Origin of the sequence: Candidatus Soleaferrea massiliensis AP7, assembly GCF_000820765.1 — a bacterium.
In the GTDB taxonomy this organism is placed as follows: domain Bacteria; phylum Bacillota; class Clostridia; order Oscillospirales; family Ruminococcaceae; genus Soleaferrea; species Soleaferrea massiliensis.
Genome location: NZ_CCYH01000036.1, coordinates 69,343 through 86,032, shown reverse-complemented (window position 1 = coordinate 86,032; position 16,690 = coordinate 69,343). Strand labels below are relative to the sequence as shown.

Below are 16,690 nucleotides of genomic sequence, written 5' to 3'. Positions count from 1 at the left end.
ATGAGCCGGGGAGGGGAGCGCGATGCGCAGACGGGTGCAGCCGAAAAAGCGGGCGAGGGCAAAAGTACTGATTAAAATCGGCATCGTGCTGCTGGTCCTGATGGTGCTGCTGATGCTGCTGGATGCGAAGATCCGGCCGATCATCATCTCACTGGAATCCTATCAGGCGAGGGTGCATGCGACGAAGGTCATCAACAGCTCGATCACCGAGGAGCTTGAGCGGCAGAATATTCAGTACGACGACCTTGTGCACATCACAAGGGACACCGACGGCAACGTCACGGCGCTGGAGACCGACAGCATCCTGATCAACAAGCTGCAGGCCTCGCTGTCAACCGCCATCATGGACGGCTTGACCGATATCGAGGATGGAGAGCTGAAGATTGCGCTCGGCACCCTGCTGGACAGCAGCTTCCTGGTCGGCCGCGGCCCGATGATCGACATCAAGTTTATTCCAATCGGCTATATCGATACCCAGATCACGCATAATTTTGAGTCCGCGGGCATCAACCAGACGCGGGATCAGGTCATGCTGCACATCAAGACGACCGCGATGGCGCTGATACCGGGCTATTCGGCAAATGTCGAGATCAGCACCGATTTCTGCCTGGCCGAAACGGTCATTGTCGGCAAGATCCCGGAAGCGTACACCAGGGTGGAACGCGCGGACGATCCGGAACGCGAGCTCAACGACTACGGCGCGAGCCGGTATTTGGAATAACAGTTTTACAGGATTCTTCACGAAAAGACAGAAAATATTCTTTGTTTTATGGTATACTAATAAACAAACAGATCGCATGATATCGTGGACTCGATGTCATGCGATCCTGCAATATGGAAAATCATTCAGGAATGACTATCATACAAAGGATTGATCAGAACAATGGATATCGAACAGGCAAAAATCCGCGTTTCCGAACTGACAGAACAGCTTCATGAGCACAACCGCCGCTATTATGTGGAGGACCGGCCGACCATCAGCGACTACGACTACGATAAAATGCTCGAGGAGCTGATCAGGCTGGAGGAGGCGTTCCCGCAGCTGGTTTCTCCGGATTCCCCGACACAGCGGGTGGGCGGGGAAGCGAAGAACACCTTTGCGAGCGTGACGCATACCGTGCAGATGGGCAGCCTTCAGGATGTGTTCAGCCTCGACGCCGTCGGGGAATTCGACAGGCGGGTGCGCGAGAAGGCCGAACAGCCGGCCTACATTGTGGAGCCGAAGATCGATGGGCTTTCGGTTTCGCTGGAATACCGGGACGGGCAGTTTGTGCGGGGCTCCACCCGCGGCGACGGCTTTGTCGGCGAGGACGTCACGCTGAACCTCAAGACGATTCGCTCCATCCCGCTGAAGCTGGACGAGCCGGTCGCATATCTGGAGGTGCGCGGCGAGGTCTATATGCCGAAGAAGGTGTTCGACTCACTGGTGCAGCGGCAGCTTGAGAACGAGGAGACGCCGTTCAAAAACCCGCGGAACGCGGCGGCGGGATCGCTGCGCCAGAAGGACCCGAAGATCACGGCGACCAGAAGGCTGGACATCTTTGTGTTTAACATCCAGCAGATTGAGGGAAAGGCGCTTGCCTCCCACCAGGAGTCACTGGATTATTTAAAGAAGCTCGGCTTCAAGGTCATCCCGAGCTATCAGCGGTTTACGGACATCGAACGGGTGTGCGAGGAGATCGAGCGGATCGGGGAGAACCGGAACGCCTTTGCCTATGACATCGACGGCGCGGTCGTCAAGGTTGACGATTTTTCACAGCGCGAGACGCTGGGCGCGACCTCCAAGTTCCCGCGCTGGGCGCTCGCCTTCAAATATCCGCCTGAGGAGAAGACGACGAAGCTGCTGGATATCGAGATCAACGTCGGCCGAACCGGCGCGCTGACGCCGACGGCGGTGTTTGAACCGATCCTGCTGGCGGGAAGCACGGTCAGCCGCGCGGTGCTGCACAACCAGGATTTCATCGATGAGAAGGGGATCCGGATTGGGGATACCATCGTTGTGCGCAAGGCCGGCGACATCATCCCGGAGGTTGTCAGCGTCGTTGAGCACGCCGGCAATACGGACGTGTACAAAATCCCGGAATTCTGTCCCTCCTGCGGCGACAAAACCGTCCGGGAGGAGGACGAAGCGGTCTGGCGGTGCATCAATGTGCTGTGCCCGGCACAGCAGCGCAGGCACTTCATCCACTTCGCGTCCCGCGATGCGATGGATATCGAAGGGCTTGGCCCGGCGATGGTGGACCAGCTGCTGGAAGCGGGGCTGGTGCATTCGGTGGCGGACCTTTATTATCTGAAAAAAGAGGATATCCTGGGACTGGAACGCAAGAAGGAGAAGTCCGCGGACAACCTGATGGCGGCGATTGAGAAATCCAAGCAAAACGACCTGTCCAGGCTGCTGTTCGGGCTGGGCATCCGCAACGTCGGCCAGAAGGCGGCCATGCTGCTTGCGCAGGCGTTCGGGGAGATGGAGCGGCTGTTTTCGGTAAGCGCCGAGGAGGTGAGCGCGGTCGAAGGCTTCGGCGGCATCATAGCCGAAAGCGTGGTGGCGTTCTTTGCGGATGAAAACACCCGCAGCCTGGTTGACCGCCTGAAGGATGCGGGGGTTAACATGACCTGTTCGGTCAAACCGGCATCCGATAAGCTGGCAGGGCAGACCTTTGTGCTGACCGGCACGCTGAGCGCATTCACGCGCAGCGAGGCAAAAGAGAGGATCGAGGCGCTCGGCGGCAAGGTTTCCTCATCGGTCTCCAAGAAAACCAGCTACGTCGTGGCAGGCGAGGATGCCGGCAGCAAGCTGCAGAAGGCGCAGGACTTGGGCATCACGATTCTGGACGAAGCGGCGTTTTCCCGCCTGCTGGACGAGCAGACAGGTCGTTGAGACGGAACCAGCGCTGTCCGGCGGAAGCAGGAAGCTTCTTATCCATCTGATCCGCGTAGAACAGCTTATGCTCCTTTCTATAGTAAATGGACTGTTTTGCTTATTGGCGTCAGGCTGAAAATGCGGCGCTTGATGCGTCAGCGGCGGATTTATCCGTTTCTCAAAAACAGGATAAAAAGTTCCCGGCTCCGGTATATGCGGAGGGGGAACTTTTTTTATGATTCATTTGAACAGACCTTCGGCAGAAACAAAAAAAGCCATTGAAACAACAAGAAAAATATGTTATGATATAAAAGGTATTTTTGTCGATTGCACAGACTTATGGGGGCAATGCGGTGAGATCAATCAGAGAAATGAGGGGTTTTTTTGGCCGAACTGTCGAAAAACGAAATGCATATCTGTATGGGATGCATGAAACAATTGACAGATGAAACAGTCTGTCCACATTGCGGATACGACAGCCGGGAGCCGGTCGATGTGAGCGATTCACGTTTGGCGCCGCAGACCGTACTGCAGAGCCGGTATATCGTCGGCAGACTGCGTTATAAAAATCCCGACAGCTATCGGTATCTGGCGTATGACTGTGTACTGCAGGCGCCGGTAACCATCCGTGAATATCTGCCGCCGAACCTCTGCCGCCGCGGGGCGGACGGGATGACGCTGATCCCGAATGAAAATTCGCTGGCCCAGTACAAGGCGCTTCTTTCAGATTTTTATGATCTGGCGAAGACGATCTCCGCGCTCAAGAATGTGGACGGCATCCTGCCGACGCTCAATATCTTTCAGGAGAACGGCACGGTATATGTGGTGTACAAGCGGATCAAAACGCTGAAGCTGACCACCTTTATCGACCGGACCGGCGGAAAACTTGAGTGGATGGTGATGCGGGAAATCTTCCTCCAGTTTTGCAATACCATGGCGCATCTGCATGAAGCGGGCGTGATTCACCGCGGCATCAGTATGGAAACCGTCCGGATAGACGAGGACGGCATCCTCTGGCTGACCGACTTCTGTATCCCGTCGGCCAGAACCTATAAAAGCGAACTGACCGCCAAGCTGTACAGCGGCTATTCCGCGCCGGAGCAGTATTCCCTGAATACCTGGCAGGGAACCTGGACCGATGTTTACGCGGCGGCGGCCGTCATCTATACAACGCTGACCGGTGTGACGCCGCAGAGCGCACCAGACCGCAAAAAGGACGACAAGCTGTTCTATGCGAACCAGGTGGATGAGAAGGTCCCAGCCAACGTGTCGGTGGCGCTTTACAACGCGATGAAGCTGTCGACCGATCAGCGGACCAGAACCATCGAGAATTTTACAGCGCAGCTTCTGCAGAGCATTTCGGACGACACCATCCAGTACGATGCGGCCGTTCTGGAGAGGCAGCGGCAGCAGGAAGAGGAACGGCTGCAGCCAAAGGTTCCTCCTAAACCGGTAAAAAAGGCGAAGCCGGTTAAGAGACCGGTGAAACCAAAAAAGAATAAAACGAAAAAACCCAAAAAGGAACGCAACATCCCATATGTGATCGTCATCCTTTCGATTATCTGCCTGCTGGTCATGTGCGTGACCGCCTACTTCATCTATGAGCTGCTTTCGGTTGTCAACGAACCGCCGAAAAAACAGCCGCAGGAACCGTATCAGGTCACCTCCGCAGTGACGTCTCAGACGGCCGCCGGGGTGGTGAAGCGCGGCGTCGAGGTGCCGAATCTGGTCGGCAAGTTCGGTGAGGACATCCAAAAGGAATATGAAAATAACAGTAATTTTGTCCTGGCGGTCGAAAAGGACAGCAGCAACGAATACGCGGAAGGTTACATCTTTAAACAGTATCCGGAGCCCGGCGAGATGGTGAAAAAGGGCGAAGCGCTGATCATTTGGGTCAGCACCGGCGGCCAGCAGACCACCATGCCCTATGTCGTTGGCCTTTCAGAATCCGAAGCCAAGCAGCGCCTGATCGCGGCCGGCCTGGATTTCCATGTCGAGGAGGTCAATGACCGCAGCCTGACCAAGGGAAAGATCGCGGGCACCAATTTCACCGAGGGAAGCTCGATCGACAGCGACGCTACGGTGATCCTGTATATCCGCGCCGAGCACATCCCCGATCCGGAGCCGCCGAAAACACCGTCCAAGCCGTCGGAATCCCAGGCGTCCAAGCCGTCCGGCTCCTCTTCCGGAACAGAATCATCCAAGCACGACACATCTCGTTCTGAGGATTCAAAAAAACCATCCCGGTTTTTTTAACCCTGAGAATTGAAACAGCCATACTTGATATGATCAGTCGATAAGCAGAAAGATCCCTGTGGAACATACAGATGTTCCACAGGGATCTTATTTTATCTGTTCTTTTGCGGGATGTCGCCCCCTGCGCGCAGACGCCTGCCGCACCTTAGGGAGCCTTTGTTTACTGGATATCGATGTCCAGTGGCTTATCCAGGTCCTCGGAGACATATCTGCCGTTCTTTTTTCGCTGCCGTACACATTCCGACAGAAGATATTCGATCTGCCCGTTTACAGACCGGAAATCGTCCTCAGCCCATGCGGAAATTTCATTGTACAGCTTCGCGGAAAGGCGGAGCGGGATTTGTTTCTTCGGTGTATCGGCCATGATCAGTAAAGGCTTCCGGAATTGACGATGGGCTGAGCGTCATGGTTTCCGCAGAGGACGACCAACAGGTTCGACACCATGGCCGCTTTTCTTTCATCGTCCAGTACGACCGTGTTGTGCTCGCTCAGGCGGTCGAGGGCCATTTCAACCATGCCGACCGCGCCGTCCACGATCATCTTTCTGGCGTCGATGATTGCGGATGCCTGCTGCCTTTGCAGCATGACCGCCGCGATTTCGGGAGCGTACGCAAGGTAGGTGATCCTGGCTTCCAGGATTTCCAGGCCGGCCTCGGAAACCTTTGCCTGAATCTCATCGCGGATGCGTGACGCGACAATCTCACTGGAGCCGCGCAGGCTGCCCTCGTCGGCAACGCCGTCGCCGGTCGTGTCGACGTTTGGAGCGACGTCGTACGGATAGATGCGCACAATGTTCCGCAGGGCGCTGTCGCACTGCAGGGACAGGTATTCCTTGTAATTGTCGACGTTGAAAACCGCCTTGGCCGTATCGACCACCCGCCACATGACGGCAATGCCGATTTCAACAGGATTGCCCAGGCAGTCGTTGACCTTCTGCTTGTTGTTGCTCAGGGTCATGATCTTCATCGAAATCTTTTTGCTTGTCAGCTCCGCGTTGACGGCAGTCTGGCTGGATGAAATCAAAATGGATTTATTCGCGCCGCTGTCGACATCCCCGCTTTGGCTCAGCTTGGTCTTGGCCGCCGGATTGACGCTGGTGCAAAGCGGGTTGACAAAGTAAAAGCCGTCGTCCTTGATCGTTCCGACATATTTGCCGAAGAGCGTGAGGACCAGCGCTTCCTGCGGCTTCAGCACCTTGAGTCCCAGAAAGGGAATCCAGCCGACGAGCAGCCAGATGCCGCAGATGACGAGCAGCGCAACCGCCAGCGGGGATTGAGCAAAGATGCAGCCCACGACAAGGCCCGCGATTGCGGCGAAGTATAAGAGGATGAAAACAAACATAAACGCCATGCCATTTTTCTTGTTGTTGAGTACCTTTTCCTGCATATGTAGCCCTCCAATATCTTTGTGATATCAAAATCATATCACGATGATCGTTGGTTGTCAAGCGCTTTTGCATATTTTCAGGATGGATATGAAAATAAAAAAGAAAAATATTTCCATTCAGTATATTTTTTGAATTGATATACAAAAAGGATACACTGGATCATGTGGAGAAAACACGCAGCATATGGAGGGCTTCGACTATGATTCTCAGGAGGATGCGCAGGAGTGTATGGGAAAATGGATGAGGATGTCATCCATTTTGACTCAGTGTGTAATTGTGCACACACACGGCCTTTTGTGCTAGAAAATGGAATGGAATTGGAGGAGACGGTAAGAAATCATGAAGAGACAGGATGTCGGAAGGAGGCAGTATCAGAAATGCTCCCATCTGTTAGAAATTGATCTTTGCACCTGCACAAGCGCAGAGGAGATACGCAGATCAGGCTGCAATGGGCAATATCCGGCGGAAAGCTGCAAAAAAATGCACAAAAAACTGGTAAGCGGCTTTTCTTTTGTACAGAATAATGATATACTATTATGATATACAGCCCGCTGTCCGGGCATTTTATGCTGAACAGTCCCGCGGCCTCATATGGCCGTTCAGAGGGACAAAGAATAAATGGAGGAGATCTCAATGAGTAAAAAAACGTTCTACATCACGACGCCGATCTATTATCCGTCCGATAAACTGCACATCGGCCACAGCTATACGACGGTGGCGGCCGACACGATGGCCCGCTACAAACGCATGCAGGGATACGACGTCATGTTCCTGACCGGCACCGATGAGCACGGACAGAAGATTGAGGAGAAAGCAAAGCAGAAGGGTGTGACCCCGAAGCAGTATGTAGACGACATGGCGGTCTCCATCAAAGAACTCTGGAAGCTGCTGAACATCTCGAACGACCGGTTCATCCGCACGACCGACCCATATCATGAGGAGTCGGTGCAGAAGATCTTCAAGACGCTTTATGACAAAGGGGACATCTACAAGGGCGTTTACAAGGGAAAATACTGTACGCCGTGCGAATCCTTCTGGACCGAAAGCCAGCTTGTGGACGGCAAATGCCCGGACTGCGGCCGCGATGTGGCGGATGCGGAAGAGGAGGCGTATTTCTTCCGTCTGTCCCAGTATGCCGACCGCCTTTTAAAGCTGTACGAGGAGCGCCCGGACTTCATGGAGCCGCAGAAGCGCCTGAATGAGATGGTCAACAACTTCATCAAGCCGGGCCTTGAGGATCTGTGCGTCTCCCGCACCTCGTTTACCTGGGGCATCCCGGTCGACTTCGACCCGGGACATGTCGTCTATGTCTGGATGGACGCGCTGAACAACTATATCACGGCGCTCGGATATCAAAACGGACAGTACGATGATTTTGAGAAGTACTGGCCGGCGGATGTGCATCTGGTCGGCAAGGAGATCATGCGCTTCCATTCGATCATCTGGCCCGCGTTTCTGATGGCGCTGGACCTGCCGCTGCCGAAGAAGGTTTATGGGCACGGCTGGCTGCTGCTGGACGGCGGCAAGATGAGCAAATCAAAGGGCAACGTCGTCGACCCGGTCGTACTGTGCGACCGTTACGGCGTCGATGCGATCCGCTACTTCCTGCTTCGCGAGATTCCGTTCGGTTCGGACGGCCTGTTCTCGAATGAGGCGCTGATCACCCGCATCAATTCCGACCTCGCGAACGATCTGGGCAATCTGGTTTCCCGCACCGTTTCGATGGTTATCAAATATTTCGGCGGAACGCTGCCGTCCGAACGGGAGGCCGACGCGCTGGATGAGACGCTGATCAGCCTTGCGAAGGAGACCAAGGCGAAGGCCGAGTCGTATCTCGACAACCTGACCTTCTCGAACGCGCTGACCGAAATCTTCAAGCTGGTTTCCCGCACGAACAAATACATCGACGAGACCGCGCCGTGGGTTCTCGGCAAGGATGAAACCAGGAAGGCCCGTCTCGCGGCGGTGCTCTACAACCTGTGCGAGGCCATCCGCATCATCGGCATTCTGATCGAGCCGTTTATGCCCGCCACCGCGCCGAAGATCTTCGAACAGATCGGCGCGCCGGAATCGGTCACCGATTGGGAGAGCGCCGGTCAGTGGGGCCTGATGCCGCCAAGCTGCACGGTTCAGAAGGGCGACAGCCTGTTCCCGCGCATCGACGTCGCCAAAGAGCTCGAAGAGCTTGAAAAGAACAAAGCAGCGGCCCAAAAGGAAGCCCAGCAGCCGAAGAAGGAAGAAAAGCCCGAAGGCGTCGCCGTCATCACGATCGACGACTTCGCGAAGGTCAGCCTGATTGTGGCGCAGATTAAGGAATGCGTCATGGTGCCGAAGTCTGACAAGCTGTATCAGCTGCAGGTGGACGATGGAACCGGCATACGCCAAGTGGTTTCCGGCATTGCGAAATGGTACCGTCCAGAAGATCTGATCGGAAAGAAGATTGTGCTGGTGTCAAACCTCAAGCCGGTTAAACTGCGCGGCGTCATGAGCAACGGCATGATCCTTGCCGCCGACGCGTCCGAAGACGATGTGAAGGTGCTGTTCCTGGATGACAGCATCCCGAACGGCTCCAATATCCATTAAGAGAGGCGCGATGATACTGGCAGGTCGGCAGGACCGACGATGTCATCAGGTGTTCCAACATCTATTAAAAGAGGCGACGCTATGATTCAGAATATATTCGATTCCCATGCGCATTACGATGACAGGAAGTTTGACGGCGACCGCGAAGAACTGCTTCTGAGCCTCAGGGACAGCGGCGTGCGGCTACTCACGAACATCGGCAGCAACCTGCAAAGCTCCGCGCGCAGTGTCGAACTCAGCAGGCGGTATGACTTCATCTATGCGGCGGTCGGCGTGCATCCGCACGATGCGATCGATGTGCCGGAAGATTATCTCGAACAGCTCGAACAGATGGCCAAAGAACAGAAGGTTGTGGCGATCGGGGAGATTGGGCTGGACTACTACTACGATTTCTCACCGCGCGAGATGCAGAAGATCGTGTTTGAGCAGCAGCTTCGGCTCGCGAAGAAGCTCGGTCTGCCGGTTGTCATCCATTCCCGCGATGCGGCGGCTGATACGATGGAGCTGCTGAAAAAGCGTCGGCCCAAGGGCATTGTACACTGCTTCTCGGGCAGCACCGAAACCGCCAAAGAGGTTTTGAAGCTGGGCATGTACATCGGCTTTACCGGTGTTGTGACCTTCAAAAACGCGCGAAAAACGCTGGAAGTGGTTGAGATGGTGCCGCTTGACAGGATGCTTGTCGAGACTGACTGTCCATATATGGCGCCGGAGCCTTTCCGCGGCAAGCGCTGTGATTCCGCAATGCTGCAGAAAACCATTGAAAAAATCGCTGAGATCAAGGGGATATCCCCGCAGGAGGTTGCGGACATCACAAACCGCAACGCCTGCCGGGCCTATGAGATCGGTTGATCATTTGATAGAACCAAAGGAGGCGGTCCATCATGGTGGATATTGTCTATCATATTGGAAATCATCTTTACCTAAACATCACAAACCAGTGCCCGTGCCGGTGCGATTTTTGCATCCGCGGAAACGGGGAGAGCGTCGGTTCGGCGGATAATCTCTGGTTTGAAAAGGAACCGGCGCTCCAGGAGATGATCGAAGCGTTTGACAGCACCGATCTTTCGGGCTACACCGAGATCATCTTCTGCGGTTACGGCGAGCCGATTGTCCGTTTGGAGGAGCTGAAGGCGTTTTCGAAGCATATCCGGACAAAGACGGATCTGCCGATCCGTATCAACACCAACGGATTGGGCGACCTGATTCATGGCCGAAAGGTGGCGCAGGAACTGAAGGGCGTTGTCGACGCCGTGTCAATCAGCCTGAATGCGGCGAATGCGCAGAATTATCAGAAGATCTGCCACAGCGAATATGGGGAATGCTCGTATGAAGCGATGCTGCAGTTCACAAGGGACTGCCTGCAGGTGCTCGACGACGTGACCATGACCGTGGTGGATTTCATCGAACCCGATGAGATCGAACAGTGCAGAAAAATCGCCGAAGAGATCGGCGCGAAATTCCGTGTGCGGCACTGGGCGCAGTAAAGCGGGGTACATAAGCGGCGGTCAGCTATTCTGACCGCCGCTTCAGTTTGTCGGCATATCTGACGGCGTAAAGCCGCTGAGTCTCAGCGGCTTTACGCTGTTTACCAAGTGATACTTGGTGGAGTGGTTGTTGCACCGCTGTAGCACAGCGGCTCTGCTGTGTTTACCAAGTGATACTTGGTAATGTGGTCGTTGCACCGCTGTAGCACAGCGGCTTTGCTGTGTATACCAAGTAACACTTGGCAATATGGTCGTTACTTCTTTGCCGGCCAAAAAAGTAACCAAGAAAGGCCGTTCAAGGGGGCCATACACAGTGCCGCTTAGGGCCAGATGGCCCCCTTGAAAATCCCCTCTGATATCCCTTTTCCTGCTTCGGCCGCCTGCGGGCGGCGTTTTACTTTTGGCTGGGTGGTTGGGCATAGCTAGCAGCGGACGCTCCCATGATTACAGGTCGCTTTCATGGTACCCCGGTACTTCAGCTGATACGTAAATCTAAAAAAATATTAAAATAGACGCAACGTTTCCCCTCGCTCAATCGTATTACTGATGAAAGGAGGTTTTCGGATGGAGGATTCTTTCTATCAGAAGGAACAGCTGACCGAGCTGTACGACCGCCATGTCGATATGGTCTATCGGATATGCTATCTGTTCCTGAAAAACCGGTATGACGCAGAAGATATGGTGCAGGCAACCTTTTTGAAACTGATCCGGCACGGCAGGTTTGACAGCGCAGAGCATGAGAAGGCTTGGCTGATTGTGACGGCTTCCAATCTGTGCAGGGATCATTTGAAGCACTGGTGGAGAAAAAATGTGCCGCTTGAATCCCTGCCGGATGAAAAGCCGCAGTCCGCGGACAATGCCATCCTGGAGCAGGTTTTTCTGCTGCCGCGGAAGGTTCGGACAACAATCTATCTGTATTATTATGAAGGCTACAACACAGTGGAGCTTTCGCGGATGCTGGGCAAGAAGGAATCCACCATCCGCGGTTACCTCCATACCGGCAGGAAGCTGCTGAAAATTGCGATGGGCGGTGATCAGAATGAATAAACGGGACTTAAACGATGCGTTCGATTCGCTGAAGCCGGATCAGGATGCACGGGAAAGGATGCTTGAGAACATCCTTTGTGGAAATGGGGACAGCAAATCCAGGACATATAAAACCGGAAGAAAAGTGTATTTTATCGTATTACCGGTTGCTGCGGCTATGATTCTTGCTGTTGGTATTCCATGGATAATGCTCGTATCCGATTGGGGAACATTGCCGTCTGTCCCGCCGGGAACACAAGGGGAAGTGGATTGGGTTGAGGTTTATCCGAGCATAAGTTTTCAGAATAAAACTTATAGAAAAGTGGAACGGAACGACAACCGTTTTTCTTTGCCATTGCAGGTAAACGAAGAGGCAGTCGGTGAAAAGATCGGCGAGATCAAAGGCGGTTTCTCCGGTCCGGATGATGGTATCTATGCCTATAAACCGGCAGGATGTCAGGCTGTGGTTGCGGTCCGCAGTGAAACAGGGGACGGTTATGACCTCTACCAGTTTGAAAGCTTTACATCCTATGAGCAGAACCGGGACGAGGATGCTTCGGCCTATCTGGAGCTTTACGGCATCCATTCCGCACAGGATATCGCGAAGCTGGAGTGCTTTCCCGATGGAGTGACGGATAAACTGGTAAATACGGTGACCGATCCGCAGACACTCACGGCATTCCATGATTTCTTTGCACCGCTCATCGATTCGAGCAAGGCGTATTTTGAAAAGCTCAGCGAACCGCTGGAGAATGCTGAAAAGGGAACCGCGCCGCCGCAGATGGAATCCACACCGGACGGCGCGCAGACCCCGGCCTATGAAGGAACAGCGGGAGACAAGCTCGCGGATGCAAGCAAGCTCCGCATTGTAACAATGAGCGGACTTTATTTTGAAGTCTGGTATTATCCGAATATCAAGTTTCTTTCAAGATATCAAATTGACGATGCGTTTGCGTCTTTTCTCGATGCCCTGACGGATGAATAGCTTACAGGGTGGGAAGCTTCAGAACAAATACGAATGATCTTATAATAACGCAAACCATAACGCAATAGAAAAAAGCTTCCGGCCTTACGGCGCGGAAGCTTTTTTGTTATGTACATATCCCGGGGGGAGCAGCCCATATGGATACACACATGGTATAAGGTTGTGCAGGCGTTTCCAAAAACCTTGAATGAAAATACATGTTACGGATCACTGCGGATCAGAGTTCGTTCGATTCTTTTCTGATGCCGAAGATCATCCTGAGAATACCCGATAAAAACCGGGGACTTTTGATGACGACTACTTTCATAACAAATCCACCCTTAACAAAATAGGAGTACAATACCGATAAAGATCAGCAGGGCGGCGACCACCGTTATGATAAACTGGAGGGGACAGAACAGACAGATCAGCATCAGCGCGCCGATTCCAATGGCGACGCAGGCAAGAATGCTCAGGATATTGCATCTGCCACGGCGCATGCAGCCCACCGCCTTTCTGTGTGAAAATCCATCCGGTTTCGCCGTGTGCTTTGTATCTATCAGGCACAGTACAGTATACGCAAAACGGGCGGGATGTGTTAATCTTTCGATAGAAATACCATCAATTTTCCGTTCTTTACCTCAATTGACGCAAATTCATCGGTGATGCGGTTGCTGACACCGAGCGGGAAGGTATTGGTCAGTACAACATTGTTCAGCGGAAATTTGACCCCTTTGAGCGTGACGCCGCACGACCGGTCGGATAAACTGATGACTGATAAATGATATGACTGCATCCGCTCAATTATGATTTTCCGGTCCACGACACAGTAAATTCTATTGCCGCTGTCCAGCAGCGAGATGTCGATACCATCGGAAGCCAGCCGGAACGCCTCTTCAATATTGGCAAGCATATGATCCAGCCTTGCGCCGCCCAGCGCCCCGAACAGCACAAATTCCCGGCATCCCATCCCGAGTCCTTCTTCCAGAGCGAGATGCGTGTCGGTGTAGTCCTTGTCGCAGGGGAACTGATGAACCGGCAGATGTTCGAGCGGGCCGTGGTAGGAGTCAAAATCCCCAATCACCAAATCGGGTGCCAGCCCCAGCCGCAAGGCATGGGCGACACCCTGATCCGCACAGATGATGATATCATTTGGCTGCAGCTGCTCCAGCACGAACCGGTCGTCCTCGATGGGTCCCGCGCAGAAGATCACACAGCGTTTTTCCTCGGTCATCACAATTCCCATTCCTTTATGTTTTTTGCCTCTTCATACATCGCCACATAGCTTTCATGCCGCGACGGGCTGATGCGGCCATCCTGCAGCGCCTCCAGAACCCGGCAGCCCTTTTCACAGGTGTGCGAGCATCCGGTGAACTGGCAGCCGTCGAGATAATCCTCAAACTCCGGGAAACAGTACTGCAGCTGATCCTTCAGGATGATCTCGAATTTGTGGATGTCCACGGAGGAGAAACCGGGCGTGTCGGCGATATATCCGCCGCCCGGCAGCTTGTAAAGCTCCACATGGCGGGTGGTGTGCCGGCCGCGGCCGAGTTTGTCGCTGATAGCGGCCGTAGAAAGGCTTAGATTTTGATCTATCGCGTTCAGCAGGGTTGTTTTACCCACGCCGGAATTGCCGCTGAAAGCGCTGATTTTGCCGCGCAGAAGCGCCCTTACCGGCTCGATGCCCTCCTGCTGCAGACTGGAGACGCAGAATACCGGGAAGCCTGCGCCTTCGTAGGTTTTCCGAAGCTGTGACGTGTCTCCAAGATCCGCTTTGGTCAGGATGACGACCGGCCGGATGTTTTTATACACGCAGACGGCCAGGAGCTTATCGAGCACCAGCAGGTTCGGCTTCGGCTTTTCAATCGAGCTTACGAGCAGAAGCTGGTCGATGTTCGCGACCGGCGGCCGGATGATGCTGTTCTTCCGCTCGTGAATCCCAACGACATAGCCCTTGCCGCCGTCGGTCAGTTCAACGTCCACCCGGTCGCCGACCAGCGGGCTTATCTCGTCCTTGCGGAATTTGCCGCGCGCGCGGCATTCATAGATGGCTTCGGTGGTTTCCACATAGTAGAAACCACCGAGCGACTTGATAATCAATCCGTTTTTGATCACTTGACTGTTCATAGAGTTATTCCTTTATGATTGCGATTCAACAGGCTTCGTGCTACTGAACTCGGCGGAATTGTCGACCGTCATCTGGTAGGTGCCGCTGTCGAAGTTCACGTTGAACTGCTGGTACAGCGTGCCGCCGATCTGAATCTGAACCTGCTTGGTGCCGGAACCTGTAAAGGTCGGCTTCCAGGTCTTCGCAATGCTTGGAACGACCCGTTCCTCAATCTGTACGGAACCCTCCACAAGGCCGACAATCCGCTGAATGTCCTCAAGCTGGGTCGGGAGGTTGATGGTGAGGGTAACCGAATTCTCAGCCGGCTTGCCGGAGCTGAGGACCAGATTGACGTAGGTGTCCTCCGGTACGGTGTCGCCGTAGCTCGGGCTCTGTTCCAGAACGGTGTCCTTGGCTTCGCTGCTGTCTTTATATTTGACCGAGCCGACCCGCAGGTTGTTCTGTTCGATGCGGCGCTGGGCCTCATCCTGCGAGATGCCGGTAAGACTTGGAACCGTCGTCAGCTTTTCCTCCGCGCCCAGGCTGATGTAGATTGTGACCTGGGTGCCGGAATCGATCTCGGTATCCTTCTCCGGGGTGGTCTTGGTGACAAAGCCCTCGGTGATGGTGTCGTTGTATTCCTGCTCTTCCTTGACCTCAAGGCCCGCCTTCTTCAGTTCCGCGATGGCGTCTTCCTTCTTCTTGTTCACGACGTCGGGCATCTTGACCTGCTTCTTGCCGTCGCTGACCTTGATCTGGACCGTCGAGTTCTCCTTGACAGTCTTACCGGCCTTCGGCTTCTGCTCATAGATTTCGCCCTTTTCATATTTGTCATTGTAATCGTGTTCGATGACCTCGAACTGGAACGGGTATTTTTCGGTATCCGATACGACCTCGTCGTATTTCATGCCGACAAAGTTCGGAAGCTCCACGTCCGCGTTGGTTGCAAACGGGTTGCCGAACACAAAGATGCCGATGATGAAGAGGATCGCGGCGAAGACGACGACCGACACGATGCCCAGCAGGATCGGAACGGTTTTTTTCTTCTTCCCTTCTTCGGATTCTTCCTCTTCATTTTCATTGTCCTGGGGTTCCAGCGGATCCACGTCGAATCCGTTATTCTGCGGTGCGTAATACATAGTCGGCTCCTCATCTACGTAGTATGAATAGTTGAATGTAACGGTCGGGTCCTGTTTAAATTCCTCCAGATCCATCAGCATGGATACGGCGGACTGATACCGGTAGGCCGGGTTCTTCTGCATGGCCTTCTCGATGATCTGTTCCAGGCCTTCCGGGATGTTCGGGTTGATCTCGCGCGGCTTCTTCGCGACCGCCTCGATCTGCTTGATCGCCACCGAAACCGGGCTGTCCGCCTCAAACGGCAGCACACCGGTGACCATCTCAAAGAGCATGACGCCGACCGAGTAAATGTCGGTCTTGTCGTCGGTCACGCCGCCCTGCGCCTGCTCGGGACTCATATAATGCACCGAACCGAGCGCCTTGTCGGTGAGCGTTTTGACCTCGTTGCGCGCAAACCGCGCGATGCCGAAGTCCATGACCTTGATCGTGCCGTCCTTGAGCACCATGATGTTCTGCGGCTTCATGTCGCGGTGCACAATGCCGTTATCGTGCGCCTGCTGCAGCGCCCTCAGGATCTGCAGGGTGAAGTAAAGAGACTCCTTGATGGTGAGCCGTCCCTTTTGCTGCATGTATTCCTTGAGCGTGATGCCGTCGATGTATTCCATCACGATGGCATGCAGCGTGTCGGTAAACACCACGTCGTAAATCTTGATGATGTTTTTGTGCGACAGCACCGCAATCGCCTTGGATTCGTTTTTGAACCGCCGCAGGAATTCGTCGTTGTCCGCGAATTCATCCTTCAGGATCTTGATGGCGACGGTCTTTTCATCAATGACGTCGTAGCCCTTGTAGACGTTTGCCATGCCGCCGACACCGATGAGCTCCATCACTTCATAGCGGCCGTCCAGTTTTCTTCCGATGTATTTATCCACTATCGTTCACC

Annotated in this window: 16 protein-coding genes; 9 read left to right on the top strand and 7 right to left on the bottom strand. The window is 54.1% G+C overall.

Annotated features, from left to right (window positions below; translation table 11 throughout):
• Nucleotides 1-22 precede the first annotated feature (22 nt).
• The 4 genes from yunB to BN348_RS13250 all read left to right on the top strand — a co-directional run bounded on the left by yunB (nucleotide 23) and on the right by BN348_RS13250 (nucleotide 5,116).
• A complete protein-coding gene (yunB, locus tag BN348_RS08945; protein ID WP_040197553.1) occupies nucleotides 23-721 on the top strand; it encodes a sporulation protein YunB in 699 nt (232 codons plus the stop codon).
• Nucleotides 722-883: 162 nt separating this feature from the next.
• Complete coding sequence (gene ligA, locus BN348_RS08940) at nucleotides 884-2,878, top strand: NAD-dependent DNA ligase LigA (protein ID WP_040197552.1); 1,995 nt, start codon at nucleotides 884-886, stop codon at nucleotides 2,876-2,878.
• Between the two features lie 217 nt (nucleotides 2,879-3,095).
• Nucleotides 3,096-3,293: a hypothetical protein gene (locus tag BN348_RS14070; RefSeq protein ID WP_197068323.1), complete on the top strand. Its 198-nt coding sequence runs from the start codon at nucleotides 3,096-3,098 to the stop codon at nucleotides 3,291-3,293.
• Nucleotides 3,294-3,298: 5 nt separating this feature from the next.
• Nucleotides 3,299-5,116, top strand: a complete 1,818-nt coding sequence (locus BN348_RS13250; RefSeq protein ID WP_197068322.1) for a PASTA domain-containing protein — start codon at nucleotides 3,299-3,301, stop codon at nucleotides 5,114-5,116.
• A gap of 160 nt (nucleotides 5,117-5,276) precedes the next feature.
• Here BN348_RS13250 and BN348_RS08930 read toward each other — a convergent pair whose 3' ends face one another.
• Both BN348_RS08930 and BN348_RS08925 read right to left on the bottom strand, forming a co-directional pair.
• On the bottom strand, nucleotides 5,277-5,480 hold the full coding sequence (locus BN348_RS08930; RefSeq protein ID WP_040197551.1) for a type II toxin-antitoxin system antitoxin: 204 nt from the start codon (nucleotides 5,478-5,480) through the stop codon (nucleotides 5,277-5,279).
• 2 nt (nucleotides 5,481-5,482) lie between these two features.
• Nucleotides 5,483-6,502 (bottom strand): SPFH domain-containing protein, encoded by a 1,020-nt coding sequence (locus BN348_RS08925; RefSeq protein WP_040197550.1) that lies wholly within the window; start codon nucleotides 6,500-6,502, stop codon nucleotides 5,483-5,485.
• Nucleotides 6,503-7,136: 634 nt separating this feature from the next.
• On the opposite strand from BN348_RS08925, the gene metG reads away from it, so the two are divergent.
• From metG to BN348_RS08900, 5 genes are all read left to right on the top strand, one after another.
• On the top strand, nucleotides 7,137-9,086 hold the full coding sequence (gene metG, locus BN348_RS08920) for a methionine--tRNA ligase (RefSeq protein ID WP_040197549.1): 1,950 nt from the start codon (nucleotides 7,137-7,139) through the stop codon (nucleotides 9,084-9,086).
• A gap of 81 nt (nucleotides 9,087-9,167) precedes the next feature.
• On the top strand, nucleotides 9,168-9,935 hold the full coding sequence (locus BN348_RS08915) for a TatD family hydrolase (protein WP_040197548.1): 768 nt from the start codon (nucleotides 9,168-9,170) through the stop codon (nucleotides 9,933-9,935).
• Nucleotides 9,936-9,967: 32 nt separating this feature from the next.
• A complete protein-coding gene (locus tag BN348_RS08910) occupies nucleotides 9,968-10,570 on the top strand; it encodes a TIGR04100 family radical SAM protein (RefSeq protein ID WP_040197546.1) in 603 nt (200 codons plus the stop codon).
• A gap of 564 nt (nucleotides 10,571-11,134) precedes the next feature.
• Nucleotides 11,135-11,617 (top strand): RNA polymerase sigma factor, encoded by a 483-nt coding sequence (locus tag BN348_RS08905; RefSeq protein WP_040197545.1) that lies wholly within the window; start codon nucleotides 11,135-11,137, stop codon nucleotides 11,615-11,617.
• Entirely contained in the window at nucleotides 11,610-12,581 is a 972-nt protein-coding gene (locus BN348_RS08900; RefSeq protein ID WP_197068321.1) for a hypothetical protein, read from the top strand. The genes BN348_RS08905 and BN348_RS08900 overlap by 8 nt, the downstream gene beginning before the upstream one ends.
• A gap of 217 nt (nucleotides 12,582-12,798) precedes the next feature.
• Here BN348_RS08900 and spoVM read toward each other — a convergent pair whose 3' ends face one another.
• From spoVM to pknB, 5 genes are all read right to left on the bottom strand, one after another.
• Entirely contained in the window at nucleotides 12,799-12,888 is a 90-nt protein-coding gene (gene spoVM, locus BN348_RS14425; protein WP_156136472.1) for a stage V sporulation protein SpoVM, read from the bottom strand.
• Between the two features lie 13 nt (nucleotides 12,889-12,901).
• On the bottom strand, nucleotides 12,902-13,060 hold the full coding sequence (locus tag BN348_RS13920) for a hypothetical protein (protein ID WP_156136471.1): 159 nt from the start codon (nucleotides 13,058-13,060) through the stop codon (nucleotides 12,902-12,904).
• A gap of 98 nt (nucleotides 13,061-13,158) precedes the next feature.
• Nucleotides 13,159-13,794: a thiamine diphosphokinase gene (locus BN348_RS08895; RefSeq protein WP_197068320.1), complete on the bottom strand. Its 636-nt coding sequence runs from the start codon at nucleotides 13,792-13,794 to the stop codon at nucleotides 13,159-13,161.
• Nucleotides 13,794-14,687, bottom strand: coding sequence for a ribosome small subunit-dependent GTPase A (rsgA, locus tag BN348_RS08890; RefSeq protein ID WP_040197541.1), 894 nt, complete (start codon nucleotides 14,685-14,687; stop codon nucleotides 13,794-13,796). The genes BN348_RS08895 and rsgA overlap by 1 nt, the downstream gene beginning before the upstream one ends.
• Before the next feature lie 12 nt (nucleotides 14,688-14,699).
• On the bottom strand, nucleotides 14,700-16,679 hold the full coding sequence (gene pknB, locus BN348_RS08885; RefSeq protein WP_052446846.1) for a Stk1 family PASTA domain-containing Ser/Thr kinase: 1,980 nt from the start codon (nucleotides 16,677-16,679) through the stop codon (nucleotides 14,700-14,702).
• Nucleotides 16,680-16,690: the final 11 nt, after the last annotated feature.

Excerpts from the sequence above, each read along its gene's own strand:
- yunB (WP_040197553.1), top strand. The coding sequence starts at position 23 with ATGCGCAGACGGGTGCAGCCGAAAAAGCGGGCGAGGGCAAAAGTACTG.
- ligA (WP_040197552.1), top strand. The coding sequence starts at position 884 with ATGGATATCGAACAGGCAAAAATCCGCGTTTCCGAACTGACAGAACAG.
- BN348_RS14070 (WP_197068323.1), top strand. The coding sequence starts at position 3,096 with ATGATTCATTTGAACAGACCTTCGGCAGAAACAAAAAAAGCCATTGAA.
- BN348_RS08930 (WP_040197551.1), bottom strand. The coding sequence starts at position 5,480 with ATGGCCGATACACCGAAGAAACAAATCCCGCTCCGCCTTTCCGCGAAG.
- BN348_RS08925 (WP_040197550.1), bottom strand. The coding sequence starts at position 6,502 with ATGCAGGAAAAGGTACTCAACAACAAGAAAAATGGCATGGCGTTTATG.
- metG (WP_040197549.1), top strand. The coding sequence starts at position 7,137 with ATGAGTAAAAAAACGTTCTACATCACGACGCCGATCTATTATCCGTCC.
- BN348_RS08915 (WP_040197548.1), top strand. The coding sequence starts at position 9,168 with ATGATTCAGAATATATTCGATTCCCATGCGCATTACGATGACAGGAAG.
- BN348_RS08910 (WP_040197546.1), top strand. The coding sequence starts at position 9,968 with ATGGTGGATATTGTCTATCATATTGGAAATCATCTTTACCTAAACATC.
- BN348_RS08905 (WP_040197545.1), top strand. The coding sequence starts at position 11,135 with ATGGAGGATTCTTTCTATCAGAAGGAACAGCTGACCGAGCTGTACGAC.
- BN348_RS08900 (WP_197068321.1), top strand. The coding sequence starts at position 11,610 with ATGAATAAACGGGACTTAAACGATGCGTTCGATTCGCTGAAGCCGGAT.
- spoVM (WP_156136472.1), bottom strand. The coding sequence starts at position 12,888 with ATGAAAGTAGTCGTCATCAAAAGTCCCCGGTTTTTATCGGGTATTCTC.
- BN348_RS13920 (WP_156136471.1), bottom strand. The coding sequence starts at position 13,060 with ATGCGCCGTGGCAGATGCAATATCCTGAGCATTCTTGCCTGCGTCGCC.
- BN348_RS08895 (WP_197068320.1), bottom strand. The coding sequence starts at position 13,794 with ATGACCGAGGAAAAACGCTGTGTGATCTTCTGCGCGGGACCCATCGAG.
- rsgA (WP_040197541.1), bottom strand. The coding sequence starts at position 14,687 with ATGAACAGTCAAGTGATCAAAAACGGATTGATTATCAAGTCGCTCGGT.